This window comes from Kitasatospora sp. NPDC097605 (assembly GCF_040302725.1).
Taxonomy (GTDB): domain Bacteria; phylum Actinomycetota; class Actinomycetes; order Streptomycetales; family Streptomycetaceae; genus Kitasatospora.
The window spans coordinates 73,275-96,786 of the sequence record NZ_JBEOSF010000011.1; the positions used below are offsets into that span (position 1 = coordinate 73,275).

25 protein-coding genes are annotated in these 23,512 nt (G+C 74.5%); 19 read left to right on the top strand and 6 right to left on the bottom strand.

Annotation, left to right across the window (positions count from 1 at the left end):
* The first annotated feature begins 130 nt into the window (after positions 1-130).
* The 5 genes from ABTX81_RS14985 to ABTX81_RS15005 all read left to right on the top strand — a co-directional run bounded on the left by ABTX81_RS14985 (position 131) and on the right by ABTX81_RS15005 (position 4,904).
* Entirely contained in the window at positions 131-1,963 is a 1,833-nt protein-coding gene (locus tag ABTX81_RS14985) for a DEAD/DEAH box helicase (RefSeq protein ID WP_350545040.1), read from the top strand.
* 275 nt (positions 1,964-2,238) lie between these two features.
* Complete coding sequence (locus ABTX81_RS14990) at positions 2,239-2,484, top strand: TM2 domain-containing protein (RefSeq protein WP_350544710.1); 246 nt, start codon at positions 2,239-2,241, stop codon at positions 2,482-2,484.
* Between the two features lie 3 nt (positions 2,485-2,487).
* Entirely contained in the window at positions 2,488-2,931 is a 444-nt protein-coding gene (locus ABTX81_RS14995; RefSeq protein ID WP_350544712.1) for a DUF2752 domain-containing protein, read from the top strand.
* 437 nt (positions 2,932-3,368) lie between these two features.
* Positions 3,369-4,019, top strand: coding sequence for an IclR family transcriptional regulator (locus tag ABTX81_RS15000; RefSeq protein WP_270146684.1), 651 nt, complete (start codon positions 3,369-3,371; stop codon positions 4,017-4,019).
* 78 nt (positions 4,020-4,097) lie between these two features.
* Positions 4,098-4,904, top strand: a complete 807-nt coding sequence (locus ABTX81_RS15005; protein WP_350544713.1) for a S16 family serine protease — start codon at positions 4,098-4,100, stop codon at positions 4,902-4,904.
* Positions 4,905-4,913: 9 nt separating this feature from the next.
* Here the strand turns inward: ABTX81_RS15005 and ABTX81_RS15010 are convergent, their stop codons facing one another.
* Positions 4,914-5,489 (bottom strand): Lrp/AsnC family transcriptional regulator, encoded by a 576-nt coding sequence (locus tag ABTX81_RS15010; RefSeq protein ID WP_350544715.1) that lies wholly within the window; start codon positions 5,487-5,489, stop codon positions 4,914-4,916.
* A gap of 204 nt (positions 5,490-5,693) precedes the next feature.
* Here ABTX81_RS15010 and ABTX81_RS15015 point away from each other — a divergent pair, with 204 nt between their 5' ends.
* Positions 5,694-6,254 (top strand): VOC family protein, encoded by a 561-nt coding sequence (locus ABTX81_RS15015; protein ID WP_502892779.1) that lies wholly within the window; start codon positions 5,694-5,696, stop codon positions 6,252-6,254.
* Between the two features lie 9 nt (positions 6,255-6,263).
* Here the strand turns inward: ABTX81_RS15015 and ABTX81_RS15020 are convergent, their stop codons facing one another.
* Positions 6,264-6,833 carry a hypothetical protein gene (locus ABTX81_RS15020; protein WP_350544717.1) on the bottom strand — a complete coding sequence of 190 codons (570 nt, stop codon included), beginning with the start codon at positions 6,831-6,833 and terminating at the stop codon, positions 6,264-6,266.
* Positions 6,834-6,987: 154 nt separating this feature from the next.
* Between ABTX81_RS15020 and ABTX81_RS15025 the strand changes: the two genes are divergently transcribed.
* The 4 genes from ABTX81_RS15025 to ABTX81_RS15040 all read left to right on the top strand — a co-directional run bounded on the left by ABTX81_RS15025 (position 6,988) and on the right by ABTX81_RS15040 (position 12,723).
* Positions 6,988-7,713 (top strand): response regulator transcription factor, encoded by a 726-nt coding sequence (locus tag ABTX81_RS15025; protein ID WP_350544719.1) that lies wholly within the window; start codon positions 6,988-6,990, stop codon positions 7,711-7,713.
* On the top strand, positions 7,710-9,278 hold the full coding sequence (locus tag ABTX81_RS15030) for a sensor histidine kinase (RefSeq protein WP_350544721.1): 1,569 nt from the start codon (positions 7,710-7,712) through the stop codon (positions 9,276-9,278). Before ABTX81_RS15025 ends, ABTX81_RS15030 begins: the two co-directional genes overlap by 4 nt.
* A gap of 216 nt (positions 9,279-9,494) precedes the next feature.
* Entirely contained in the window at positions 9,495-11,159 is a 1,665-nt protein-coding gene (locus ABTX81_RS15035; protein ID WP_350544723.1) for a glycoside hydrolase family 18 protein, read from the top strand.
* Positions 11,160-11,322: 163 nt separating this feature from the next.
* A complete protein-coding gene (locus tag ABTX81_RS15040; protein WP_350544725.1) occupies positions 11,323-12,723 on the top strand; it encodes a glycosyltransferase 87 family protein in 1,401 nt (466 codons plus the stop codon).
* A gap of 95 nt (positions 12,724-12,818) precedes the next feature.
* Here the strand turns inward: ABTX81_RS15040 and ABTX81_RS15045 are convergent, their stop codons facing one another.
* Entirely contained in the window at positions 12,819-13,235 is a 417-nt protein-coding gene (locus tag ABTX81_RS15045; protein ID WP_350544727.1) for an SsgA family sporulation/cell division regulator, read from the bottom strand.
* A gap of 402 nt (positions 13,236-13,637) precedes the next feature.
* Between ABTX81_RS15045 and ABTX81_RS15050 the strand changes: the two genes are divergently transcribed.
* The 6 genes from ABTX81_RS15050 to mycP all read left to right on the top strand — a co-directional run bounded on the left by ABTX81_RS15050 (position 13,638) and on the right by mycP (position 20,159).
* Positions 13,638-15,059, top strand: a complete 1,422-nt coding sequence (locus ABTX81_RS15050; RefSeq protein ID WP_350544729.1) for an RDD family protein — start codon at positions 13,638-13,640, stop codon at positions 15,057-15,059.
* Between the two features lie 90 nt (positions 15,060-15,149).
* The gene (locus ABTX81_RS15055) at positions 15,150-15,860 is read left to right on the top strand and encodes an RDD family protein (RefSeq protein WP_350544731.1); all 711 of its coding nucleotides are present in this window, start codon (positions 15,150-15,152) and stop codon (positions 15,858-15,860) included.
* A gap of 147 nt (positions 15,861-16,007) precedes the next feature.
* Positions 16,008-16,724: an endonuclease V gene (locus ABTX81_RS15060; protein WP_350544733.1), complete on the top strand. Its 717-nt coding sequence runs from the start codon at positions 16,008-16,010 to the stop codon at positions 16,722-16,724.
* 93 nt (positions 16,725-16,817) lie between these two features.
* The gene (locus ABTX81_RS15065) at positions 16,818-17,270 is read left to right on the top strand and encodes a DUF2563 family protein (protein WP_350544735.1); all 453 of its coding nucleotides are present in this window, start codon (positions 16,818-16,820) and stop codon (positions 17,268-17,270) included.
* Positions 17,271-17,314: 44 nt separating this feature from the next.
* Entirely contained in the window at positions 17,315-18,796 is a 1,482-nt protein-coding gene (locus ABTX81_RS15070; protein WP_502892782.1) for a WXG100 family type VII secretion target, read from the top strand.
* 118 nt (positions 18,797-18,914) lie between these two features.
* Positions 18,915-20,159, top strand: a complete 1,245-nt coding sequence (gene mycP, locus ABTX81_RS15075) for a type VII secretion-associated serine protease mycosin (RefSeq protein WP_350544739.1) — start codon at positions 18,915-18,917, stop codon at positions 20,157-20,159.
* Here mycP and ABTX81_RS15080 read toward each other — a convergent pair.
* Together ABTX81_RS15080 and ABTX81_RS15085 are read right to left on the bottom strand one after the other, a co-directional pair.
* The gene (locus tag ABTX81_RS15080) at positions 20,150-20,737 is read right to left on the bottom strand and encodes a GNAT family N-acetyltransferase (protein WP_350544741.1); all 588 of its coding nucleotides are present in this window, start codon (positions 20,735-20,737) and stop codon (positions 20,150-20,152) included. The genes mycP and ABTX81_RS15080 overlap by 10 nt on opposite strands.
* A 59-nt stretch (positions 20,738-20,796) precedes the next feature.
* A complete protein-coding gene (locus ABTX81_RS15085; RefSeq protein WP_350544743.1) occupies positions 20,797-21,444 on the bottom strand; it encodes an NAD(P)-dependent oxidoreductase in 648 nt (215 codons plus the stop codon).
* Between the two features lie 140 nt (positions 21,445-21,584).
* Here ABTX81_RS15085 and ABTX81_RS15090 point away from each other — a divergent pair, with 140 nt between their 5' ends.
* From ABTX81_RS15090 to ABTX81_RS15100, 3 genes are read left to right on the top strand one after another with little or no spacing between them, the layout of a single operon-like run.
* Positions 21,585-21,857, top strand: coding sequence for a winged helix-turn-helix transcriptional regulator (locus tag ABTX81_RS15090; RefSeq protein ID WP_350544745.1), 273 nt, complete (start codon positions 21,585-21,587; stop codon positions 21,855-21,857).
* Positions 21,842-22,051, top strand: coding sequence for a hypothetical protein (locus tag ABTX81_RS15095; protein ID WP_350544747.1), 210 nt, complete (start codon positions 21,842-21,844; stop codon positions 22,049-22,051). Before ABTX81_RS15090 ends, ABTX81_RS15095 begins: the two co-directional genes overlap by 16 nt.
* A complete protein-coding gene (locus ABTX81_RS15100; protein WP_350544749.1) occupies positions 22,048-22,620 on the top strand; it encodes a DinB family protein in 573 nt (190 codons plus the stop codon). Before ABTX81_RS15095 ends, ABTX81_RS15100 begins: the two co-directional genes overlap by 4 nt.
* A 48-nt stretch (positions 22,621-22,668) precedes the next feature.
* Here the strand turns inward: ABTX81_RS15100 and ABTX81_RS15105 are convergent, their stop codons facing one another.
* Positions 22,669-23,166 carry an RNA polymerase sigma factor gene (locus ABTX81_RS15105; protein WP_350544751.1) on the bottom strand — a complete coding sequence of 166 codons (498 nt, stop codon included), beginning with the start codon at positions 23,164-23,166 and terminating at the stop codon, positions 22,669-22,671.
* Positions 23,167-23,512: the final 346 nt, after the last annotated feature.

A 23,512-nucleotide genomic window follows, 5' to 3' on the forward strand; every position in this document is an offset into this window, starting at 1 on the left:
CCGAACGGCCCCGGGCCCGGTACGCTGGGCGGGTTGTCCGAACGCCGTCCAGCCGTGGGGCGAGGCCGAAGAACCGCCTCTGACCTGCGATGATCCCCCCTCGGAGACCGTGAGTACTGCCGCCGCCTCGATGCCGCTCTTCTCCGACGCGCAGGAGCCGCACGCGCCCGTCCGGGCCGGCGGCCAAGCCGCGCCGACCTCCTCGCACCACCTGTCCCCGGCCTTCCCCGGCCGCGCCCCCTGGGGCACCGCGGGAAAGCTCCGGGCCTGGCAGCAGGGGGCGCTGGACAAGTACATCGAGAACCAGCCGCGCGACTTCCTCGCCGTCGCGACCCCGGGCGCCGGTAAGACCACCTTCGCGCTGACCCTGGCCTCCTATCTGCTCCACAACCACCTGGTGCAGCAGATCACCGTCGTCGCGCCGACCGAGCACCTGAAGAAGCAGTGGGCCGAGGCCGCCGCCCGGATAGGCATCAAGCTGGACCCGGCGTACTCCTCCGGGCCGCTCTCCCGGGAGTACCACGGCATCGTGGTCACCTACGCGGGCGTCGGCGTGAACCCGATGCTGCACCGCAACCGGACCGAGGCCCGCAAGACGCTGGTCATCATGGACGAGATCCACCACGCCGGTGACTCGAAGTCCTGGGGCGAGGCCTGCTTCGAGGCCTTCGAGCCGGCCGCCCGGCGGCTGGCGCTGACCGGGACGCCGTTCCGCTCGGACACCAACCCGATCCCGTTCGTCCAGTACGAGGCGGGCGGCGACGGCATCCGCAAGTCCGTCGCCGACTACACCTACGGCTACGGGCACGCGCTGGCCGACCACGTCGTCCGTCCGGTCATCTTCCTCTCCTACAGCGGCAACATGCGCTGGCGCACCAAGTCCGGCGACGAGCTGGAGGCCCGGCTCGGCGAGCCGATGACCAAGGACCTCATCGCCCAGGCCTGGCGCACCGCGCTCTCCCCGCAGGGCGAGTGGATCCCGTCGGTGCTGCAGGCCGCCGACCGCCGGCTCAGCGAGGTCCGCAAGGCGATCCCGGACGCCGGCGGCCTGGTGATCGCCACCGACCAGAACGTGGCCCGCGCCTACGCCAAGATGCTGCGCGAGATCACCGGCGAGAAGGTCACCCTGGTCCTCTCCGACGAGACCGAGGCCTCCAAGCGGATCTCCGACTACGCGGCCGGGACCTCGCGCTGGATGGTCGCGGTCCGCATGGTGTCCGAGGGCGTCGACGTGCCCCGGCTCTGCGTCGGCGTGTACGCCACCTCGATCTCCACCCCGCTGTTCTTCGCCCAGGCCGTCGGCCGCTTCGTGCGCGCCCGCAAGCGCGGCGAGACCGCCTCCGTCTTCCTGCCGACCATCCCGATGCTGCTGGGCTTCGCCAATGAGATGGAGCTCCAGCGCGACCACGTGCTGGACCGGCCGAAGAAGGAGGGCGAGGGCCTCTTCGACGAGGAGGACCGGCTGCTCGCCGAGGCCGAGCGGGCCAACGACGGCCCGGACGGCGCGGGCGGCGAGGAGTTCTCCTACGAGGCGCTGGGCTCCGAGGCGGTCTTCGACCGGGTGCTCTACAACGCCATGGAGTTCGGCATGCAGGCGCACCCGGGCAGCGAGGAGGAGGAGGACTACCTCGGCATCCCGGGCCTGCTGGAGCCGGACCAGGTGCAGATGCTGCTGCAGAAGCGCCAGCACCGGCAGATCCAGCGGAGCAAGGGCAAGCCCGCCGAGGAGGCCGATCTGCTGGAGCTGCCGGCCGAGCAGCGGCCGGTGGTGACCCACCAGGAGCTGCGCGAGCTGCGCAAGGAGCTGAACGCGCTGGTGGCCGCCTGGCACCACCGCACCAGCCAGCCGCACGGGACCATCCACAACGAGCTGCGCCGGCAGTGCGGCGGCCCGCTGACCGCGCAGGCGACGGCCAATCAGCTGAAGGCGCGGATCGCCAGGATCAGGGAGTGGGCGAAGTAACGATCCGTCGGTGGGGGCGGCGCGGGGTGACGGCATGACCGTAAAGGTCATATGACGTTCGGATATACGCGAAGGATTTGTGGAGACATTCGGTCGGATGATCGGCTAGTGTTCCGCGTGCCGCGCCGCCTCCGGGCCGCCGACGCCGCACGCTCCCCGTCCGGGGCCGGCCGTCGTGGCTCCCGGTGACTCCGGCCGGCACCTCACCGACCCGGGGAGACATGACGCTCCGTCGTGCGCCCGGGCCTGCCTGTCTTTCAAGGAGTACACCGAACGTGTCGTACCAGCAGCCCTACGCGCAGCAGCCCGAGCTCTCCGACAAGTCGAAGGTCGTCGCGGGTGTCCTGCAGATCCTGCTCGGCGGCCTGGGCATCGGCCGTTTCTACACCGGCCACATCGGCATGGGCATCGCCCAGCTGCTGACCTGCGGCGGCCTCGGTGTCTGGTCGCTGATCGACGGCATCCTGTTCCTCACCAGCAACGACCGCACCGACGCCCAGGGCCGTCTGCTGCGCGGCTGAGCCTTGGCCGCGCCCGCGAAGGCACGTCGCCGCCCCGGCCGGACCGGCCGGGGCGGCTTCGCCGTTCCCGAGCGGCTGCGCACGGCCTGGGCGCCGGTCGGGGTGCTGGCCGGCGGCGCGGCCGGTTCCGCGTACCTGTGGTCGCGCGACCCCCATCTGCCCGGGCAGGTGCTGCCGTTCTGCCCCTGGCGCAAGGTCACCGGGCTGGAGTGCCCCGGCTGCGGCGGCACCCGGATGGCCTACGACCTGCTGCACGGCGACCTCGCCGCGGCCTGGCACGACAACGCGGCGCTGCTGCTCGCGCTGCCGCTGGTCGCCGCGGCCTACCTGGTCTGGCTGCGGCACGGCCTGGCCGGCCGGCGCTGGCAGCCGCCGCTCGGCCGGCGCGGGACGGCGGTGCTGCTCGGCGTGGCGACCGCCTGGACCGTCCTGCGCAATCTGCTCTGACGCGACGTCTTCCGCGACGTTCTCCATGACGTCTTCGGTGACGTCTTCCATGACGTCTTCCGACCCGATCCGTTCCGGTACGACCTGTTCTGACGCCATCTGACCGGACGCGGTCCGATCCGTCCGGAACTCGGACTGTGGTCGAACCTACGAACGCCTGGGCGCGCTGTTCTGTCATGCTTTGTCCGCATTTACCGGGGCGTGCGAACTTGATCTTGCCCGAATTTTGGACAAACACTTCCGCCGCCGCAATTCCTTCACTACCTTTCCCACACGCTCTCCCGCCGGGCGACCCCCGCGAGACGGGCGCCGCAGGGCCCCAGGACGTCAAGGACGACTCTCCGCGGCCCGAGCGCGGCCACCCCACCTGCGCGCGACATCCGAGTCGCGGACCGGTCCGCCGATCCGCGACCCGCCGCGGAAAGGAATTGCGTGTCGTGACTGCAGAGACCTCCCAGACCCTGGACCGCGGTGTCCGGGTCCTCAAGCTGCTCGCCGACTCGGAGCGCGGGCTCACCGTGACCGAGCTGGCGGCCCGCCTGGCCGTCAACCGGACCGTCGTCTACCGGCTGCTGGCCACCCTGGAGCAGCACGGGCTGGTCCGCCGGGACATCGGCGGCCGCGCCCGGGTCGGCCTGGGCGTGCTCCGGCTCGCCCACCGGGTCCACCCGCTGCTGCGCGAGGCGGCGCTGCCCGCGCTGCGCAGCCTCGCCGAGGACCTCGGCGCCACCGCCCACCTCACCCTGGTGGACGGCAACGAGGCGCTCGCGGTGGCCGTGGTCGAGCCCAGCTGGACCGACTTCCACGTCGCCTACCGGACCGGGCTGCGCCACCCGCTGGGGGAGAGCGCGGCCGGCCGGGCGATCCTGGAGGCCAGGGCCTTCCCGAGCCAGCGCCGGCCGGAGCAGGGCTTCGTCATCACCCGGGCGGAGGAGCAGTCCGGGGCGTCCGGCGCGGCCGCGGCGCTGCTCGGGCTGAGCGGCATCGAGGGCAGCGTCGGCGTGGTGATGCTCAACGGGCTCGTCCCGGAGCGGGTCGGCCCCCGGGTGGTGGAGGCCGCCACCGAGGTCGCCGACGCGTTGCGCTGACCGGCCGGTGCGGCGGGTGGGCCGTCCGGGTGGCCGCGTGCGTGCCCGCCGGACGGCCCGGTGTGTTTGGATGCCTCTGTGTCCGACACCAAGCTGCCCCCGGCCCTCACCTCGCCCCGGACCCGCGCCCTCGCGCTCTGCGGTGCCCTGGTCACCGCGCTGTTCGGCGTGGCCGCCTTCGTCCCGCTGCCCTACACGCTGACCTTCCCCGGCGTGACCGCGGACACCCTGGGCAGCTACCAGGACCGGCCGGTGCTCACCATCACCGGCGCGCCGGTCCGCAGCACCCGGGGACAGCTGCGGATGGTGACCATCTCGGCGACCAACCCGGGGGAGCGCAACACCTTCTGGCGCTCGCTGCAGGCCTGGTTCGACGCGGACGAGGCCGTCCGGCCCACCGACACCGTCTACCCGCAGGGCGACCCGGCCAAGGCCGAGGAGGTCACCGCCCAGCAGATGGCGGAGTCCCAGGACGCCGCCACCGCGGCCGCGCTCTCCCACCTCCAGCTGTCGCCGGCCCAGGTGAAGGTGAAGGTCGACCTCGGTGACATCGGCGGCCCGAGCGCCGGCCAGATGCTCGCGCTCGGCATCGTCGACAAGCTCGCCGGGGACGGCAAGGGCGGCGACCTCACCGGCGGGCTGACGATCGCCGGCACCGGGACCATCGACGAGCAGGGCGTGATCGGCCCGGTCGGCGGCGTGCCGCTGAAGACCCAGGCGGCGGCCCGGGACGGCGCGACCGTCTTCCTGCTGCCCAAGGACGAGTGCGCCGACGCCAAGGTGAACACGCCCGCCGGGCTGCGGCTGGTGCCGGTCGGCACCCTGGCGGAGTCGGTCTCCGCGCTGGAGGCGCTGCGCACCGGCGGGGCCGTCCCCGCCTGCTGAGCCCCGCCGCTACTCGGCGGCCGCCTGGTCGACCAGCGGCAGGATCCGGTACGGCACCGGGTTCTCCAGCGCGATCGCCGTCGAGGACCGGACGATCCCGTCGAAGCCGACCACCCGGTCGATCACCCGCTGCAGATCGGCGTTCGACCGGGCCACGATCCGCACCATCATGTCGCCGTGCCCGGTGATGGTGTGCAGCTCCAGCACCTCCGGCACCGCCGCCAGGTGCTCGCGCACGTCCGTGCCCTGGCCCTGGGAGATCTCCAGGGTCGCGAAGGCCGTCACCGGGTAGCCCAGCGCCGCCGGGTCCACCTCGGGACCGAAGCCGCCGATCACCCCGCGCGCCTGGAGCCGGTCCAGCCGGGCCTGCACCGTGCCGCGCGCCACCTGCAGCCGGCGCGAGCACTCCAGCACCCCGATCCGCGGCTCCTCGGCGAGCAGCCGGATCAGCCGCCCGTCCAGCACGTCGATCGCGTCGTTGGTGCTCCCCGCCGGGCCGCCGGGAACGCCGGAATGTCCTTGCCCGGTCGGCGAGTTGGACGGTCCAGGGGCGCCCGGAGGGCTGGGGGAGTGGGCGGGGGGCATCGCGGGGTCCGTCCTCCGGTGGGCATTCTGTACAGCGGTGCGCCCGATTCTCCCGCCCCGGAGCACAGCTTGACCAGGAGGAAACGGAACAGTTGCGCGGAAGTCGGCTCGGCGCCACCCTCCAGCCACAACCCCGTGCACCCGTCCCCACACCGGCGTGCCGGGGGCGATCCGTGGTCCCGTACCCCGGCCGGGAGGGCTGACATGACCGACACCGCCGCCGAACGCGTGCTGCTCGCCCCGGGCCCGGAGCCGGCCGGCCCGGGCGCCGCCGGCCCGGAGGAGCCGGGGCTGCTCCCGATGGGCCGCGCCGACGCGGTGGTCTTCGCCGTCCGCGACGCCGAGCGGGCGGCCCGCCGGTACTCGGTGGCGCTCGGGCTGCGCTGCACCGCGTACGCCGGGCCCGAGACCGGCGAGCCGGAGACGGTCTCCTACGTGCTGCGGGCGCCCGGGACCAGATTCGTGCTGACCTCGCTCGTCCAGGAGATCGGCCCGCGCGGCCGCGAACTGGCCGGGCACCTGGCCCGGCACGGCGACGGGGTGATCGACCTCGCGGTCGCGGTGCCGGACGTCTGTTACGCGTACGACTACGCCGTCGACCGGGGCGCGGCCTCGCTCGCCGAGCCCTACGAGGTGCGGGACGCCCACGGCACCGTGGTGCTCGCCGCGATCGGGGTGCCCGGCGGGACCAGGCACACCCTGGTCGACCGCTCCCGCTACCGCGGGCCCTACCTGCCCGGCTACGTGCCCTTCGACCGCTGGTGACCGGCCCGGTCAGCGCACGACGGTGTCGACCCTCGGGGGGTAGCCGTTCCAGGAGACGATCACCGAGTTGGCCTGGTCGTCCTTGGTGAAGTCCACCCGGATCCACTGCGGGCCGTTCCAGACCAGCATCTGCCATCCCGAGTCCGGCGTGGCCGAGACCAGCGAGGCGTGGTCGGCCTGCAGGTCCAGGGCGACCCGGCCGCCCGGGACGGGGTAACTGTGCACGGAGGACGTGGTGCTGGTGGCCGGGGCCGGGCGCGTCGGGGCCGGCGCGGCGCTCGACGGGGCCGCGGGGGTGGCGGGGGTGGCCGGGGTGCTCGGCCGGGGCGGGGGTGCCGACGCCCGGCCGGTGGACGGCGTCGCGGCCGGTTCGGTGCGGTTGGCCGGCTGCGGCTGCGTCGCCGAGGGCGTCGGCGTGGGTCTCGCACCGTCGGCCGACGCCGGCGAGGGCAGCGGCAGCGCGGTGGGCCGCTCGAACGCGGCGCCGGTCAGCACGGCGTGCACGCCCAGCCAGGACAGCGCCACCGCCGCCCCGGTGGCCGCCGCCCAGGCGCCGAGCTGTACCAGTCCGTTCCGCATCGTGCGCACATCCTGCCGTATCTCCCGGCCGCACCGGCGGGCACCCCGGTACTTCCGCAGGGAACTTGCACAACTCCGGCCAGCCCCGCACAGACCGGCGCGAACCAACCCGAGGTACAGACCAATCGGGGCCGATGGGCTACCGTGCAGCCCCATGGCAACAGTGCTCGTGGTCGAGGACGACCCCTTCGTGCGATCCGCCCTCATCCGCCACCTGACCGACACCGGCCACGCGGTCCGCAGCGTGGGCACGGCACTTGAGGCGCTGCGCGAGGTCGCCCAGGTCGGCTGCGACCTGGTCATCCTGGACCTCGGCCTGCCGGATCTGGACGGCAGCGAGGCACTCAAGATGATCCGTGGCCTGACCAACGTCCCGGTCATCATCTCCACCGCCCGCGACGACGAGGCGGAGATCGTCCGGCTGCTCAACGACGGGGCCGACGACTACCTGGTGAAACCGTTCTCCGGGGAGCACCTGAGTGCCCGGATGGCCGCCGTGCTGCGCCGGCTCGGCGGCGGGGCGGCCCCGGTCAGCCAGGTGCTCAGGGTCGGCGGGCTGGCGATCGACCTCCAGCGCCGGGAGGCCTCGCTGGACGGGCGGGCGCTGGACCTGACCCGCCGTGAGTTCGACCTGCTGGCCTTCCTCGCGGCCCGGCCGGGCGTGGTGGTGCCGCGCAAGGAGATCCTGGCCGAGGTGTGGCGGCAGACCTACGGCGGCGACCAGACGATCGACGTGCACCTGTCCTGGCTGCGCCGCAAGCTCGGTGAGACCGCGTCGAATCCGCGCTACCTGCACACCGTGCGCGGCGTCGGGGTCCGGCTGGAGGCGGCCGGGCAGTCCGCCGGGTCCGGGCCCGTCCCCGTGGAGCGCCGGACATGAGGCGGTTGCGGCACTCGCTGCGCTGGGCGCTGATCAAGGCCGCCGTGGCCGGGACCACCATGGTCGCGCTGGCCTTTCTCATCCCGCTCGGCCTGATGGTCCAGCAGACCGCCCGGGACCGGGCGTTCACGGCCGCCGAGCGGCAGGCCGCCGCGCTCGGCCCGGCGCTGGCCATCACCACCAACGAGGACGCCATCGCCCGCGCGGTGGCCTCCACGGACGCGGGTGCGCAGGGGCGGATGGCGGTGCACCTGCCGCCGGCGGAGTCCGCCGCGAGCGGGGCCGGCTCCGGTTCGGCCGGCGCCGCGGGCGGGGTGGCCGCGGCGACGGGCGGGGCGGGGACGGCGGTGGGCGCCGCGGGCGTACCCGGGACGGCGGGCGCGGTGGGAACGGCGGGGACCGCCACCGCCTCGGCCACCGGGCCCGCCGCCGGCGCGACCATCGGCGAAGTCCGGGCCCTGGACGCCGATGTGGCCACCGCGGGCGGCCAGGGGCGCTCGTTCACCGTGCAGGTCCCGGGCGGCTTCGCGCTGCTCCAGCCGGTCGCCGTGGACACCGTGCGGACCGCCGTGGTCGAGGTGTTCGTGGCCGACGGCGACCTCACCCGGGGCGTCGCCACCGCCTGGCAGGTGCTCTCCGGGGTCGCGCTCGGGCTGGTCGCCATCTCGGTACTGGTCGCCGACCGGATGGGCGCCCGGATCGTCGCCTCGGCCCGCCGGCTGGCCGCCGCCGCCCGCTCGCTCGGCGCCGGCGACCTCGCCGTCCGGGTGCCGGTGGAGGGCAAGCAGGCCGCCGGCAGCCCCGTGGAGCTGCACGAGGCCGCCCACGCGTTCAATGCGATGGCCGACCGGGTCGTCCAACTGCTGGCCGCCGAACGCGAGTTGGCCGCCGACCTGTCGCACCGGCTGCGCACCCCGCTGACCGTGCTGCGGCTGAACGCCGCCTCGCTGGGCGAGGGCGACGCGGCCGACGCCACCCGGCACGCGGTGTCCCAGCTGGAGCGCGAGGTCGACCAGATCATCCGCTCGGCCCGCCGGGCGCCCGAGGACGCGCCCGCCGTCACCGTCGGCTGCGACGCCGCCGAGGTGATCCGCGAGCGGGTCGGCTTCTGGTCGGCGCTCGCCGAGGACGAGGGCCGCCCCTGGCAGCTGGCCGGCGCCGAGCACGAGACGCCCGTCCCGGTCCAGCGCGGCGACCTGGCGGCGGCGGTGGACGCGCTGCTCGGCAACGTCTTCCGGCACACCACGGTCGGCACCGCCTTCTCGGTGGACGTGCTGCCCACCGAGAGCTCGGTGATCGTGCTGGTCGGGGACGCCGGCCCGGGCTTCACCGACCCGCAGGCCGCGCTGAAGCGCGGCGAGGGCCACGGCGGCGAGGGCTCCACCGGCCTCGGGCTGGACATCGTCCGCAAGCTCGCCGAGGCCACCGGCGGCGACCTCGCGCTCGGCGAGTCGGCCGTGCTCGGCGGCGCCGAGATCCGGCTGCGGCTGCGCCTGCGGCAGGACGGCACCGCCCCGGCGCGGACCGGAAGACGCCGCGGCCGCGGGCCGCTGTTCCCGCGCTGAACGGGGCCGCCGACGGGCTGCTGGTGAAAGGTTTCAGCGCTTCGTCAGGGCCCTGCGGGGCCCGGGGGAGGAACATGCTCCTCTCTTTCTTAAGCGCACCGTAAGGGAGTTCTACCCCTGGCTCAGGGGGCGGTTTCCGGCCATTCGGCGCCGTTAGCGTCATCGGCGTCGGTCACCCGCCGACCGCACACCTGCCAGCCCCGGAGGTAAGCCCCCATGACGACCCAGCAGCCCCACCGCCGTCCCGGCGGCCGCCGTCGGCGCAGCCGCAAGGGCCTGCTGATCGGTGCCTCGGCCCTCGCCGCAGCCCTGGTCGCCGGGGGCGTCGTCGTCCTCGCCTCCTCGGCCAGCGCCGCCTCGCTCGGCGCCGTCTACAGCCGCACCAGCAGCTGGGACTCCGGCTTCACCGGCCAGTACCTGGTCACCAACCCGGACAGCGGCGCCATCGAGGACTGGACGCTCACCTTCGACCTGCCGGCCGGCGCGAAGATCGACTCGCTCTGGAACGCCACCTTCACGGCCGAGGGCCAGCACATCACCGTCCGGCCGGAGGCCTGGAGCAAGCGGCTGGAGCCGGGCAAGAGCATCGTGGTCGGCTTCGTCGCCCAGGGCTCCGGCGCCGCGCAGGCCGAGCCGGCCAACTGCCTGATCAACCAGGCCTCCTGCAAGCCGGGCGACGGCACCGTGCCCACCCCGTCCGGGCGGCCGACCACCACGGCCACGGCCTCGCCGTCCGCCTCCGCCACGACGACCGCCTCGCCGTCCGCCTCGGCCACCGCCACCGCTTCGGCGACCGCGACCGCGACCGCCACGGCCACCGGCAAGCCGACCACCGGCGCGCCGAGCCCGACCGCGACCGCCCAGCCGACCACCCTGGCCCCGACCGCGACCGCCACCACCACGGCCGCCCCCACCACTCCGGCGCCCACCGCCACCGCGACCGGCACCCCCGCCCCGGCCGGCGGCGCCGGCTTCAGCCCGTTCGTCGACACCTCGCTCTACCCGCCCTACGACCTGGTCGCCACCGCCAGGGCCACCGGCGTCAAGGACTTCAACCTGGCCTTCGTCGTCTCCGGCGGCGGCTGCACCCCGAAGTGGGGCGGCGTGAGCGACCTCGCCGCCGACGCGGTGGCCGCCCAGATCGGCGCCCTGCGCGCGATCGGCGGCGACGTCCGGGTCTCCTTCGGCGGCGCCAACGGCAGCGAGCTGGCCCTCGCCTGCTCCTCGGCCGCCGAGCTCGCCGCCGTCTACCAGAAGACCGTCGACGCCTACGGCCTCACCAAGGTCGACTTCGACGTCGAGGGCGGCGCGATCGCCAACGCCGCCGCCAACACCCGCCGTGCCCAGGCCATCGCCCAGCTGCAGAAGAACGCCGCCGCCAAGGGCAAGGCCCTGGAGGTCTCCTTCACCCTCCCCGTGCTCCCCTCCGGCCTGACCCAGGAGGGCGTCAACCTGATCGCCGACGCCAGGAACAACGGCGTGGCGATCAGCGCGGTCAACGTCATGGCGATGGACTTCGGCGACGGCGTCGCCCCCAACCCGCAGGGCCAGATGGGCAAGTACGCCATCGCCGCGGCCACCGCCACCCAGGCCCAGGTGAAGAGCGTGCTCGGCATCGACGACGCGGCCGCCTGGCGCAAGGTCGCGGTCACCCCGATGATCGGCGTCAACGACGTCGCCAGCGAGGTCTTCACCGTCGCCGACGCCAAGCAGCTCGCCGACTTCGCGAAGAGCAAGCACCTGGCCTGGCTGTCGATGTGGTCCGGCACCCGCGACAAGGCCTGCGAGGGCGGCGCCAAGCCGTACGCCGACGCCAGCTGCAGCTCGATCGCCCAGCAGCCGCTGGACTTCACCCGGGCCCTCGGCGCCTACACCGGCTGACCCCCGCCCCACAGACTCCGGCCGTCCGTGCCCCGACCGCAACGGGGCACGGCCGGCCGGCACCACATTCCAGGTGGTTACTCTCGGTCACCGACTCGATCCGGGCCCGCCACGGGGCATCGGGTATCGTCGCTGGTTGGCCGACCGGCGGACGGAGCGAAGAGTGACAGCGGTGCAAGACGAGCGCGGCGTGGTGCCCCCCGCACCGGACCAGGCGCCCGCCCCCCTGTCGGACCGGCTGCGCACCGCCCTCGGCGCGCCCCTGCGCGCTCTGCGCGAGGCCCCGCGCCGGCCGCTGCTGGCCGTCTCCGCGGTCGCGTTGTTCTCCCTGCTCGCCTACGCGGTGGTCCGGCACTTCGCGCACACCTCGATGGTCGACATGATCGTCTACCGGGCCGAGGGCGCCGCCGTCGCCAACGGCGAGGACCTCTACGCCCTGCGCGTCACGCAGTGGGACCTGCCCGCCACCTACCCGCCGTTCGCCGCGATGCTCTTCGTGCCGACGACCTGGTTCCCGATCCCGTTCCTGCGGGTCGCGGTCACGCTCTGCAACCTCGGACTGCTCGCGCTGCTCACCCACCTGTCGTTCAAGCTGGTCGGCTGGCCGCGCCGGGACCTGCGCGCGATCGGCGTGATCCTGGTCACCGGCGCCGGCGTCTGGCTCGAACCCGTCTACACCACCCTGCGCTACGGGCAGATCAACCTCGCCCTGGCCTGCCTCATCCTCTGGGACCTCACCCGGCCCGACGGGCGCCGCAGCAAGGGCGTCGCGATCGGCATCGCCGCCGGCATCAAGCTCACCCCCGGCCTGTTCGCGGTCTACCTGCTGCTCACCGGCCGCGTCCGGGCCGCCTTCGTGGCCGGCGCGACCTTCCTCGGCACCTTCCTGCTCGGCGCGCTCGTGCTGCCCGACGCCACCTGGGGCTTCTGGACCAAGTACCTCTACGACTCCTCGCGGGTCGGCAAGACCGAGATCGTCGACAACCAGGCGCTCAGCGGCGCCGTCGCCCGGCTGCTGCACACCGCCGAACCGGGCACCGTCGCCACCGTGGCCGCGGCCGTCGTCGCGGTGGCCGGCCTCGGCGTCGCCGCCCGGGCCGCCCGCAGCGCGCGCTGGCTGTCGCGCTCCGAGGCCTGGGGCGTCTGCTGCACCGCCGTCACCGCCGTGCTGATCTCGCCGATCAGCTGGACCCACCACTGGGTCTGGTGCCTGCCGGTGCTGGTCCTGCTCGGCTGCGAGGCGGCGGTCGAACGGGCCCGTCCGGCCGCCGTCCGGAAGGTCCGCTGGCGGGCCGCCTTCGCCGCCACGCTGGTCGCCTTCCTGTCGTTCGCGATGTGGCTCGCCAAGCCGCAGGGTGCGCTGGTGCTGGAGCTGTCGCCGCTCCGCCAGATCCCGACCTCGGTCTACCCGATCGCCGGGATCTGCTTCCTGCTGGCCGCCGCGCTACGCGTCCGCGCCCGGCGCCTGGCGGCCGGTGCGCCGACGGCGCCGCTGCCCGGTCAGCGCGGCGGCGGACGGCCGGACTCCGCGCGCGAGCGTCAGCAGGCCCCCGCGGCCCGCTGAATCGGCCGGGCCGCCGGGGGCGGGACGGCGGGTCACGCACCTCGCGGCCGTCTCGGGCCTCGCGGGCCTCGCGGGCCTCGTGGGCCTCGCGGAGGTCACGCGAGCAGCTCGGCCAGCGAGCCGTCCATGTCCAGCGCGGCCAGCTCGCTGCCCGGCGGCACCAGCCGGTGCGCCCGCTCCAGCCAGGCGGCCACCGCCGGCAGCGGTGCCTCCAGCAGCGCGTCCCCGGCCGGCGAGCTCAGCGCCAGGCAGAGCACGCTGCGGCGGCCCGACCGCGTCGGCCAGATCCGCACGTCGCCCTGGCCGCAGGGCCGGAAGGTGCCCTCCACCAGCAGCTCGCGGGCGAACACCCAGGTCACCGGCGAGCCGGTGTCCAGGTGGAAGGTGATGTGCACGGCGTAGGGGTCGTGGCTGCCGTACGACAGCCGGGCCGGCACGGGGACGCTGTGCTCGGGGGAGAGCACCAGGTTGAGCTCCAGCTCGTGCTCGACCACGCTCGTCGGGCGCTCCATGATCGGTTCCTTCCTGCCTGCGGTTCGTGCCCGCGTTCGGGCCCTGTGACCTTGAAGAGCGCGGCCCGGGGGCGCTCTTACACGGGTTTCCGGGATTTCTCGGATTTCTCGCGGAGATCCGTCGCCGGTGGTGTCGGGGAGTGGTGAACGCGGGACGGCGGGCGCGTGGTCGGGCGTACGCGCCGTCTTCCTTACCGTGGGCGGCCCCGGGCTGTCCGGTGAATGGCCAACTTCACTCGGCCCACCCGCCGAGGTACTACCCTTTGTGACTGACCGGCGACTGTCCGCCTCCTCGGCGGCACCTCCTCGCGCGCCGACGGCGGAGCCACCCGGCCGCCCGTGCCACCGTCGCGCACCCCTCGCCGGGCGCGCCGCATCGGCCTGCCAGGAAAGCGAGCCCCCATGACGGACCGGCCCCTCGCCGGCGGCAGCACGGACACGGCCGCCGGCCCCGCGCCGGGCTACTACCCCGACCCCTCCATCCCCGGGTTCGTCCGCTACTGGGGCGGCTCGGCCTGGGTGCCCGGCACCAGCCGGCCCGCCCCGGTCGAGGGCGAGGTGCTCGAACCGCCCCGGTACGCGACCCGCCGCCCGGGCGCGGCGGCCGGCGGGGCCGGGGCCGGGCGGTACGTGCCGCCGCCGGTGGCGGCCGAGCCGGCGGGGGAGTCCGCCGGGCGCTCGTCGTCCGGCGGGGACAGCGGGCCGGTGTACCTGGACCAGACGGGGGGCGGGGCGTCGTTCACCTTCGTGGTGCCGGAGAACGGGCCGGTCTTCCGCCGGGGCGGGGAGCGGGCGTCGTTGGTCGCGGAGCCTTCGGGCGCGGGGGCGGGGCGGGAGTTCCAGCAGGTGCCGCAGGTCGTGCCGGAGCCCGAGCCGGTCCCGGAGCCCGGGCCGGAGCCGGCCGGGTGGCAGGCGGATCCCCGGGCGCAGCGCGGGCTGATGGAGGCGGACGACGCGTCGCGCTGGGTGTCCTGGGGTGCGCTGCCCGGTCCGGTGGAGGAGCCGCCCGCCGAGGCACCCGCGCCCGAGCGGGCGGGCGTCCAGGATCCGGCCGACCCGCCGTCCGCTCCGGCCCCGGCTTCCGGCCCGGCGGTACCGGCTCCGGCCCCGGCTTCCGGCCCGGCGGTACCGGCTCCGGCACTGGCTCCGGCCGCGTCGCCGGATCCGCCCGCGACGGCGGGGGCCGTGACGGAGGCCGCGGAGGACGCCGAACCGGCCCCGCCCGCCGCACCCGCCCCGCGCGAGCCGTCCGCCACCCGGCCCGCCGCCCCGGTCCGGCGCCCGTCCCCCGCCGCGCGCCGCCGCGCCGTGGCGCCGCCGCAGCGGCCCGCCGGGCTCGGCCGCCGCCTCGCCGCCCGGCTGGTCGACACCGCCGTCCTGGCCGTGGTCGCCGTCGCGGCGGGCGTCCCGCTCGGCCGCTCGGTCGAGGCCCACCTCCAGCGCAAGCTCGACCAGGCCCGGATGGCCAGCCGGCTCACCCACCGCCAGATCGACGTCTGGCTGATCGACGGCACGGTGCTCGGCAAGGCCGCCGTCCTGCTCGGCATCCTGCTGTTCGTGGGCCTGCTCTACGAGGTCCTGCCGACCGCCCGCACCGGCCAGACGTTCGGCAAGCGGCTCGCCCGGATCCGGGTGGTCGCGGTGGCCCGGAGGACGGCGGCCGGCGCCCCGGCCCGTCCGGGGATCGGGCGCTCCCTGGTCCGCTGGCTGGTCCGGCAGCTCTCGGTGCTGCTGGTGGTCGGCCTGTTCTGGCCGCTGTTCGACCGCCCGGCGCGACGCGGCTGGCAGGACCGGGCGGCCCGCACCCGGGTGGTCCGGGTCTGAGGCGCCGCCGGCCTCCCGTCCGGTGGTCTTGTCGGACAAAACGGAGTCAATATCCCAAGTTCGTACAATGCGTGATGTTCTACTCGGGGCATGAGCACCTACAACCCCTCAGGCCCCGAGCCGGAGGGGGGCGGCAAGCCCTCCTTCGGCAAGCAGCCCCCGCAGTCGGGCGGCGGCACGCCGGAAGGTGCGCCGTCGGACCCGTACGGCACCCCGCCGCCGGACGGCGGCCCCGGCGCGTACGGCGGCACCTACGGCGGTGCTCCCGCCGGCCCGCCCCACGGCCAGAACCCCTACGGCCAGTCGCCGTACGACCAGCCCCCGCCCGGCTACGGCCCCGCCGGGTACGGTGCGCCCGGCGGCGGCCCCGTCCCCGGAATGCCCCCGCTCGGCAGCTGGCCCAACCGGATCCTCGCCCGGCTGATCGACTACCTGCTGGTGCAGATCGTCGCCGTCCTGCTGGTGCTGCCGTTCGCCAGCCTCTCCGACCGCTCCGGCTCGGCCGGCGCCTTCTGGCTCGCCTGCGCGCTCTACCTCGTCTACGAGGGCCTGATGCTCAGCCGGGACGGCCAGACCCTCGGCAAGAAGGCCATGAAGATCCGGGTCGCCATGCTCGTCGACGGCAACTCTCCGACCCCGTCGGCCGCCTGGACCAGGGCGGCGGTCTTCATCCTGCCCGCCGTGCTCTGCTGCGCCGGGCTCTGGTGGCTCATCGACGGCCTCTTCGGCGTCTTCGACAAGCCGTACCGGCAGTGCATCCACGACAAGTCCGCGAAGACGGTGGTGGTCTCCACCGCCTGAGCCGGCCGCCCCGGCCCCCTTCGTGCCGACCGTCCCGGCCGGCGTGCGGAACCCCGCGCGCCGGCCGGCCGCGTCCGGGGCCGTCCGCCCCGCTCGGTACCGTGGCCCCGACCGCACCACCGCTCCGCGCACCCAGGGGGAACCGCCGTGCCCGTCCCCGCCGACTGGCCCACCACCGAGGCCGAGGCGCTCGCCGAACAGGAGCGCCTGCGCCCGCTCGTCCGGCCGTCCGGCGCCATCGGCGACGCCGCCGCTCCGGACGGCGACGACCGGCTGATCGCCGGCGTCGACGTCGCCTACGACGACGCCCGCGACCTCGTCGTCGCGGCCGCCGTGGTCCTCGACCGCGCCACCCTCGCCGTCGTCGAGGAGGCCACCGCCACCGGACGCGTCGCCTTCCCCTACATCCCCGGCCTGCTCGCCTTCCGCGAACTGCCCGCCGTCCTCGACGCCCTCGCCGCCCTCACCCACCGCCCCGGCACCGTGGTCTGCGACGGCTACGGCCTCGCCCACCCGCGCCGCCTCGGCCTCGCCAGCCACCTCGGCGTCCTCACCGGTCTGCGCACCCTCGGCGTGGCCAAGACCCCGTTCACCTTCGACCACCGCGCACCCGGCCCCGCCCGCGGCGACTCGACCCCGCTCACCGACCCGGCCACCGGCGAGGAGGTCGGCCGCGCCCTGCGCACCCGGCCCGGCGTCAAACCGGTCTTCGTCTCCGTCGGCCACCGCATCGGCCTCGCCGAGGCGGTCGAGGCCACCCTCGGCCTCACCCCCCGCTACCGCCTCCCCGAGACCACCCGGCACGCCGACTCGCTCTGCCGGCGCGCCCTCACCGCCGCGAGCCGGGTATCGGACGTGAACTGACGGCACACCAGGAGCGGCCCGTGTGTTAGACATGACTGGCTCACCAGAACCGTCAGCGAGACACCGGCCGGACGCACGGGGGAGGCGCCGAACGTGGCAACGGGAAACGGAACGGGATCGACCGGCGGGACGGGGCGGGGCTACCGCGTCGAGGTCGAGCAACTGCGCGCCTTCGCCGCCCAGGTGCGGTTGCTGCTCGCCGAGTTCCAGCGTCACGCCGACGGCAACGCCACCCACGGCAGCAGCGGCATCGGCAAGAACGCGCTCGGCACCTTCGCCGAGGCCGTCGACCTGCACGGCCGCTACCAGACCATGCGCGACGGCCTGCGCGACGTCCTCAACCAGCTCCAGGACGCGGTCGACGAGGCCCAGAAGAAGGCCGAACTCACCGCGACCAACTACGAGGAGCAGGAGCACCACACCAAGACCAAGCTGAAGCTCGGCGACGACGGCTGGTCCGTGGCCAACCCCTCCACCGGCAGCGTCGCCGCCTACGCCCGTACCACCGCGCCGGCCCAGCACGACGACGGGAAGGGCGTCCGATGACGTACACCGACTTCGGCAGCTACAGCCACGCCGAACTCCGCCGGATGGTCCAGGCCCTCAACCCCGGCGAGGTGATGGCCGCCGCCGATCCCTGGCGCCGCGCCGCCGACACCCTCAAGGCCATCCGCGCCACCCTCACCCGCGCCAGCACCGAGGCCGCCACCTCCTGGGAGGGCAGCACCAGCGACGCCTTCCACACCCGCATGCTGCACCTCGCCACCACCATCAACACCACCGCCTCCTACGCCAACGACGCGGCCATCACCCTCAAGGCCGTCTCCGAGGCCATGGCCAAGGCCAAGCGCGACATGCCCGAGGAGCCCAGCGGCTGGGCCCAGTTCACGGACGCGGTCGGCGACACCGCCTCCTCCCTCTTCGGCGCCGACGACGAGGAATCCCGCACCAACGTCGCCGACCAGAAGAAGGCCGAAGCCGCCACCGTCCTGCAGACCCTCGCCATGCACTACCGCACCGCGGCCCCGATGCTGAAGCCCCCGCCGCCTCCCCCGCCACCACGTACAGGCGGGAAGCACGAGGACAGGGATTTCCCGGAGGACGACGCAGGCACGGGCGGCTATGCGGCCGTGGGCGGCTTCCTCAGCGGCGCGGGTGTCGGCAACATTGGTTCGGGTGCCGGTGTTGTGCCGACGGCCCGGCCTCAGGATGGGTCGGTGGCGGATCCCCGGACGGGTGGCGCCACACGCTCGAACCCACAGGCGACAAGCTCGTCGTTCTCGAAGGCGCCGTCGGCTCCCTCCGACCCGGGCGTCAAGGGCGGGGTCGCCATGCCGCCCTCCAAGGCCGCTCCGGCGAGCTTCGGCGCAGGGACCGTCGTGGACGGCGGCGCCGTTCCCACGCCACCGACGTCCGGTGGGCAGTCGCCGTCCGGAGGGAGTGGTACGTCGATCCTCGGTTCGCCGGGGAACGGCGGAAGCCAGTCCCTGCCCAACAGCCCCGTTACCCAGCCCGCCGCGCCACAGGGCGGCATCGGGGGAGGAACCCCTCACCCGAGCGGGATCCCGCAGTCCTTCGGCCCCGCGGACAGGCAAGCACCGGGCGGTGGGTGGACCGGGCAGGCCGGGCCGGAAGCCGTGCGCGGTGGCCGAGAGGGAACACCGGGTCGGACCGGAGCCGGACGCACTGGTGCGATCTTCGGCGCTGAGGGCATGCCGGGTGTGGGCGGCGGCGGGGTCGTCGGTGCGGGTTCCGCCGGGGGTAGGGGCGCCTCCCAGGGCGCGGCCGGTCGAGCCGGCGGAACGGTCGTCGGTGTCGGGGACCACTCGGGGAAGAGCAGCGGCGGCAAGCAGGCCTTCACCGAGGGCGGTTCGGGCGTCGGAGCGCGCGGGCGGATCCGGCCGGAAGCCGGTACGGGCAGCCCGCTGACGCAGACGCCCATGGTCCCGATGGGCAGCGCCGACCGGGGGCGGAAGGACGACGAGAAGAAGCGGAGTCGCCCCGACTACCTCGTAGAGGACGAGGAGACCTGGATGTCGGACGACCCGGTGAATCCGAACGTGGTGGAATGACGCCCGGCCTTCGGGTCCAAGCTGATCGATCGGTTGCCCTGCGGTTCTTCGGGCTGTGGGGCCGCCTCTGCGCTGAGTGGAGTGGCGGGACTTGAGGAGCTTTCGTCTGAGTCGCGGGGTGGCCGTGCTGCTGGCGGGCGGACTGCTGGCGACCCTGGGCGCGGGTCCCGCCCACGCCGACAACGTGCGCGATGCGCAATGGCCGCTCGTGACGTACCAGGCGGCATCCGCGATCTGGCCGGTCTCCCAGGGTGAAGGCGTCACGGTCGCAGTCATCGACAGCGGCGTTCTGAAGGACCACCAAGACCTGACGGGTCAGGTGCTGGCCGGGGCGGACTACACCGGGCAGAGCACTGACGGAACGGCGGACACCAACGGCCACGGCACAGGTATGGCCAGTCTCATCGCCGGTCATGGTCACGGGACAAGGGCCGGCATCATGGGCCTGGCGCCGAAGGCCAAGATCCTTCCGATCCGGATCACGATGGACGAGGACTCCCTGTCGGAGCGCTCGGAAATCGCTCGGGCGATCCGCTATGCCGTCGATCACGGTGCGAAGGTCGTCAACATGTCGATCGGTGGACCTACCGGAGCGGACGCCGATGAGAGAGCGGCGGTCAAGTATGCGCTGGACAAGGATGTGGTGCTGGTCGCGAGTACGGGCAATGACGGGGACAAGGGCAGCCCCGTTGACTATCCTGCCGCCTTTCCCGGGGTCGTCGCGGTCGGCGCGGTGGATCAGAACGGCCTGATCTGGAACAAGTCGAGCTTCGGCCCCGAGACCACCCTGGTGGCGCCGGGTGCGGAGATTCCCCATGCGAGCGCCAAGTCCTCGAACGGGTACGGCATCGCCAACGGCACCTCCGACGCCACCGCCTACGTCTCCGCCACCGCCGCGTTGATCCGGGCGAAGTACCCGGACCTCTCCGCCGGACAGGTCATCAACCGGATGATCAAGACCGCCACGCCGCCCGCCGACGGGTCGGCGGTGCCGAGCAACCGGTACGGGTACGGGGTGTTGTCGCCGGCGAAGGCGCTGGAGGCGAATCCCGCCGTGGACGGGGGGCCGCGGGAGAATCCGCTGGCCGGGCGGGCGGAGGCGAAGGGGGGTGTGACCCCGGCGCCGACGCCGAGTGAGGAGGACTGGGGGTCGCCGGTGCCGGTGCCGCCGCCGAGTGGGCCGAACCGCGGCGTGCAGTGGGTGCTGAGGGGCACGGCGGCGCTCGCGGGAGTGGTGTTGCTGGGTGTCGTGGTGACGGTGGTGCTGGTGGTGCGCCGGCGGCGCCGGCGGGAGCGGGAGGCCGCTGCGGCGGCGTACCAGGGGTATCCGCCGCAGCAGCAGTGGCCGCCCAATCAGGGGTGAGCGGCGAGCCACTCGGGGCGCAGGGCGGCCATCCGGAGGACGTCGTGGTACTCGTCGCCCCAGTGGTGGGCCTGGCGGGCGCGGCCCTCGTGGACGAAGCCGGCCTTCTCGTAGACGCGGACGGCGCGGGGGTTGTAGGCGTAGACCTCCAGTTGGACGCGGTGCAGGCGGACGGTCCCGAAGGCGTGCCGCAGGAGCAGCAGGGTGGCCTCGGTGCCGATGCCGCGTCCGGTGCAGCCGGGGGTGAGGGCGATCCGGTAGTGGGCGGAGGCGCTGTCGGGGTCGACGTCGTTGAGCGCGAGTTCGCCGAGGAAGCGGCCCGTGGCGCGGTCCTCGACGGCGAGGTCGAGGCGGTCGGGCTGCTCGGGGCGGGTCGTGCACCAGTCGCGGATCTCGTCCTCGGTGAACGTCCGGCGGGTGCCGGTGAGGCGGTTGGTCTCCTCGTCGTCGGTGAACCGCCACATCGGGTCGGCGTGCCGGGCGGAGAGCGGGACGAGGGTGACGGTGGCGCCGGGCAGGGTCGGCTTGCGGGCGAGCGCACCGGGGTCGAAGGCGGAGTCGAGTGCGGGAGTCGGCATGGTGGTCAGGATGGACCGGAACGCTCCGCTCCTTCCAGTGATTTCGCCCGCCGCGGCCGTCACTCGGCGACGGCGATCTGCTCGCGGTGGCGGGCGGCCGGGCCGGCGAGCTGGTCGGTGACGGCGGTGGCGAGGTCGGCCTGGGCGATCCGCTCGCCGAGGACCTGCGGGCCGCCCGTCCGGTAGCGGCCGGTGCCGGGGGCGGCGCGGTCCAGGTCGAGGGGCGGGGTGACGACGACCCAATCGAGGTCGGCGGGGGAGTCCCGGAGGAGGTCGAGGGCGGCGGCGTGGCCGAGCGAGAAGGCGCGGTAGGCCTCGGGGAAGGCGGGGTCGTCGTGGACGGCGACGCCGGGCGCGGTCTCCAGGGTGGTGGCGACCCCGACGTGGACGAGCCGGCGGACGCCGGCGGCGCCGAGGCCGGTGACCAGGGCGCGGGCCGCGGCGGGGTAGAAGTCGCCGGAGGGGACGTCGGGGGTGTAGACGGCGCTCACGGCGGCGGCATGGCCGCGGGCGGCACCGGCGACGGCGGCGGGGTCGGTGACGTCGCAGGGGACCAGGGCGATCCCGGGGCCGGCCAGGTCGGCGTGCCGTTCGGGAGTGCGGACGGCGGCGGTGACGGTCAGTCCGCGCCGGCGGGCCTCGGCGACCACGGCGCGGCCGACCTGGCCGCCGGCGCCGAACACGATCACATCGGTGGTGGGGTTCACGGGGGAATCCGTCCGTTCGTCGGTGGCGGGGCGGGGGCGGGGGCGCTGATCGCCGCCCGCCGTCGCCGTGACGGTAGAACGGGGGGTGCCGGTTACTTCAACGGTACCGGCGGGCACACCCGTTCGGTTACCGTCGGGGCATGACTCGGACCGTGCCCGCACCGTTGCCGGCGGACTTCTTCGACCCGAACTGCCCGGTTCAGCGGATCCCCGTGCTGGGGAGCAAGAAGTGGGCGTGGAAGATCGTGCGCTGCCTGGAGGGCGGCCCGCGCCGGTTCTCGGAGCTGCGGGTGCCGTTGGCGGGGATCACGGCGAAGGTGCTGGCCGAGTCGCTGCGGTCGATGGAGCACGACGGCGTTGTCAGCCGAACGGAGTACGCGGAGAACCCCCCCCGCGGGTGGAGTACGCGTTGACGCCGCTCGGCCGGACGCTGCTGGGGCCGATGGACGCGGTGTGCGACTGGAGCCGGGCCAACCTGGCCGAGCTGCTCGCCGCCCGTGAGGCCGTCGAGGGCGTGGGGAGCGCCGGGGCTGGCAGGAATTCGCCGACCGCTGGCGGCGACGCCGCTGGTGGGGGCGGTCAGGGCGCGGCCATCCTGGGCGCATGAGCACTTCGGAGCAGAGCAGCGGTACGGCCGGCGACGACGGGATCGTCCCCGACACCAAGGACTGGACGTGGGTGCTGGAGCGCCCGTGCGCGGACTGCGGTCTGGACGCCGGCGCGGTCGGCCGGGAGGACGTGGCCGGGATGATCCGGGCCAACGCGGCGGCCTGGGCCGGGGTGCTGGCCGGGGAGCCGGAGGCGCTGCGCCGCCGTCCGCGTCCGGAGATCTGGTCGGACCTGGAGTACGCGTGCCACGTCCGGGACGTCTTCCGGCTGTTCCTGGTCCGGCTGAACCTGATGCTGGACGAGGACGACCCGCTGTTCGCCAACTGGGACCAGGACGAGACGGCCGTCGCCGAGCGGTACGGCGAGCAGGAGCCGGCCGTGGTGGCGGGGGAGCTGGTGGGGGCCGCGGAGCTGCTGGCGGCGGCGTTCGAGGGGGTGTCGGGCCCGCGGTGGGGGCGCACCGGCAACCGCAGCGACGGGGCGCGCTTCACGGTGGAGTCGTTCTCGCGGTACCTGGTCCACGATCCGGTCCACCACCTGTACGACGTCACGGGGGAGCGGGTCTGAGGGAGCCGGCGAGGGTGTCACCGGCTCACGGTCGTCCAGGGCCGGGGCTCACCAGCCGGAGGCCTCGCGCAGCATGGTGCGGCGGAGCCGGCCGGCCACGCTGGCGGTGTCGGTGCCGATGACGTCGGCGATCTCCGGTGCGGCGAGGCCGACGACGTAGTGCAGGATGGCGAGGTCGTCGTCGGCGGGCCGGCCGGGGCGGTCCTGGGCCTCGGGACGGTGCTGGGGGTCCGGCCGGTCCTGGGGGTCGGGGTGGCCGGAGGGGCGGCCGCTCCGCCGGGTGTGGTCGCCGACGGTGTCGCGCAGGATCTGCCAGGCGTGCGCGGTGGGGTTGGAGCTTCCCAGTAACTCGCGCCACTGGACGGCGATTTCCGCGAAGGCGTGCTGGACGGCGCCGGCCGCGCGGTCCGGGTCGGGCAGCCAGACCCGGGCGTAGCTGAGGTACCGCGGTCGGTGCAGCTCGCAGAACGCCGCGAACTCCAGCGGTACGGCGGGTTCGCCGGACCCCGGGGGTGGCTCGGCGGTGCTGTCATGACGTTGGGTCATCTCGGCTTCTCGGCAAGTGAGATGGGCTTCTGACGGTCGATCATCTGTGCTCACTCTACGGTAGGCGCTCGGTGCGCTGGGTTACCAATCGGCGGGATTGCCCGGAAGGTGCCGCCGCGCGGCCGGTTCCGGCGGTGGCCGGACGGGGGTCGGCGGGCGGTGCGGCGGTGGCGGACGGGCGGGGAGTGGTGCGCAGTGGTGTCAGAGGCGTGGGTGCGAAGCTTTGTGGCCGGTCAGCGGGGTGACGCGGCCGGTGACGGTGGCCCATCGGCGCGCCACCGCAGAGGGTGTGATGTGCCACCGTAGGCGGTCCGGCGGTTCTCGTCCACGTCTGCGGCGCGAAGCC

Excerpts from the sequence above, each read along its gene's own strand:
- ABTX81_RS14985 (WP_350545040.1), top strand. The coding sequence starts at position 131 with ATGCCGCTCTTCTCCGACGCGCAGGAGCCGCACGCGCCCGTCCGGGCC.
- ABTX81_RS15010 (WP_350544715.1), bottom strand. The coding sequence starts at position 5,489 with ATGCCCCCCGCCCACTCCCCCAGCCCTCCGGGCGCCCCTGGACCGTCC.
- ABTX81_RS15015 (WP_502892779.1), top strand. The coding sequence starts at position 5,694 with ATGACCGACACCGCCGCCGAACGCGTGCTGCTCGCCCCGGGCCCGGAG.
- ABTX81_RS15020 (WP_350544717.1), bottom strand. The coding sequence starts at position 6,833 with ATGCGGAACGGACTGGTACAGCTCGGCGCCTGGGCGGCGGCCACCGGG.
- ABTX81_RS15025 (WP_350544719.1), top strand. The coding sequence starts at position 6,988 with ATGGCAACAGTGCTCGTGGTCGAGGACGACCCCTTCGTGCGATCCGCC.
- ABTX81_RS15030 (WP_350544721.1), top strand. The coding sequence starts at position 7,710 with ATGAGGCGGTTGCGGCACTCGCTGCGCTGGGCGCTGATCAAGGCCGCC.
- ABTX81_RS15035 (WP_350544723.1), top strand. The coding sequence starts at position 9,495 with ATGACGACCCAGCAGCCCCACCGCCGTCCCGGCGGCCGCCGTCGGCGC.
- ABTX81_RS15045 (WP_350544727.1), bottom strand. The coding sequence starts at position 13,235 with ATGGAGCGCCCGACGAGCGTGGTCGAGCACGAGCTGGAGCTCAACCTG.
- ABTX81_RS15050 (WP_350544729.1), top strand. The coding sequence starts at position 13,638 with ATGACGGACCGGCCCCTCGCCGGCGGCAGCACGGACACGGCCGCCGGC.
- ABTX81_RS15055 (WP_350544731.1), top strand. The coding sequence starts at position 15,150 with ATGAGCACCTACAACCCCTCAGGCCCCGAGCCGGAGGGGGGCGGCAAG.
- ABTX81_RS15070 (WP_502892782.1), top strand. The coding sequence starts at position 17,315 with ATGGTCCAGGCCCTCAACCCCGGCGAGGTGATGGCCGCCGCCGATCCC.
- ABTX81_RS15080 (WP_350544741.1), bottom strand. The coding sequence starts at position 20,737 with ATGCCGACTCCCGCACTCGACTCCGCCTTCGACCCCGGTGCGCTCGCC.
- ABTX81_RS15090 (WP_350544745.1), top strand. The coding sequence starts at position 21,585 with ATGACTCGGACCGTGCCCGCACCGTTGCCGGCGGACTTCTTCGACCCG.
- ABTX81_RS15100 (WP_350544749.1), top strand. The coding sequence starts at position 22,048 with ATGAGCACTTCGGAGCAGAGCAGCGGTACGGCCGGCGACGACGGGATC.
- ABTX81_RS15105 (WP_350544751.1), bottom strand. The coding sequence starts at position 23,166 with ATGACCCAACGTCATGACAGCACCGCCGAGCCACCCCCGGGGTCCGGC.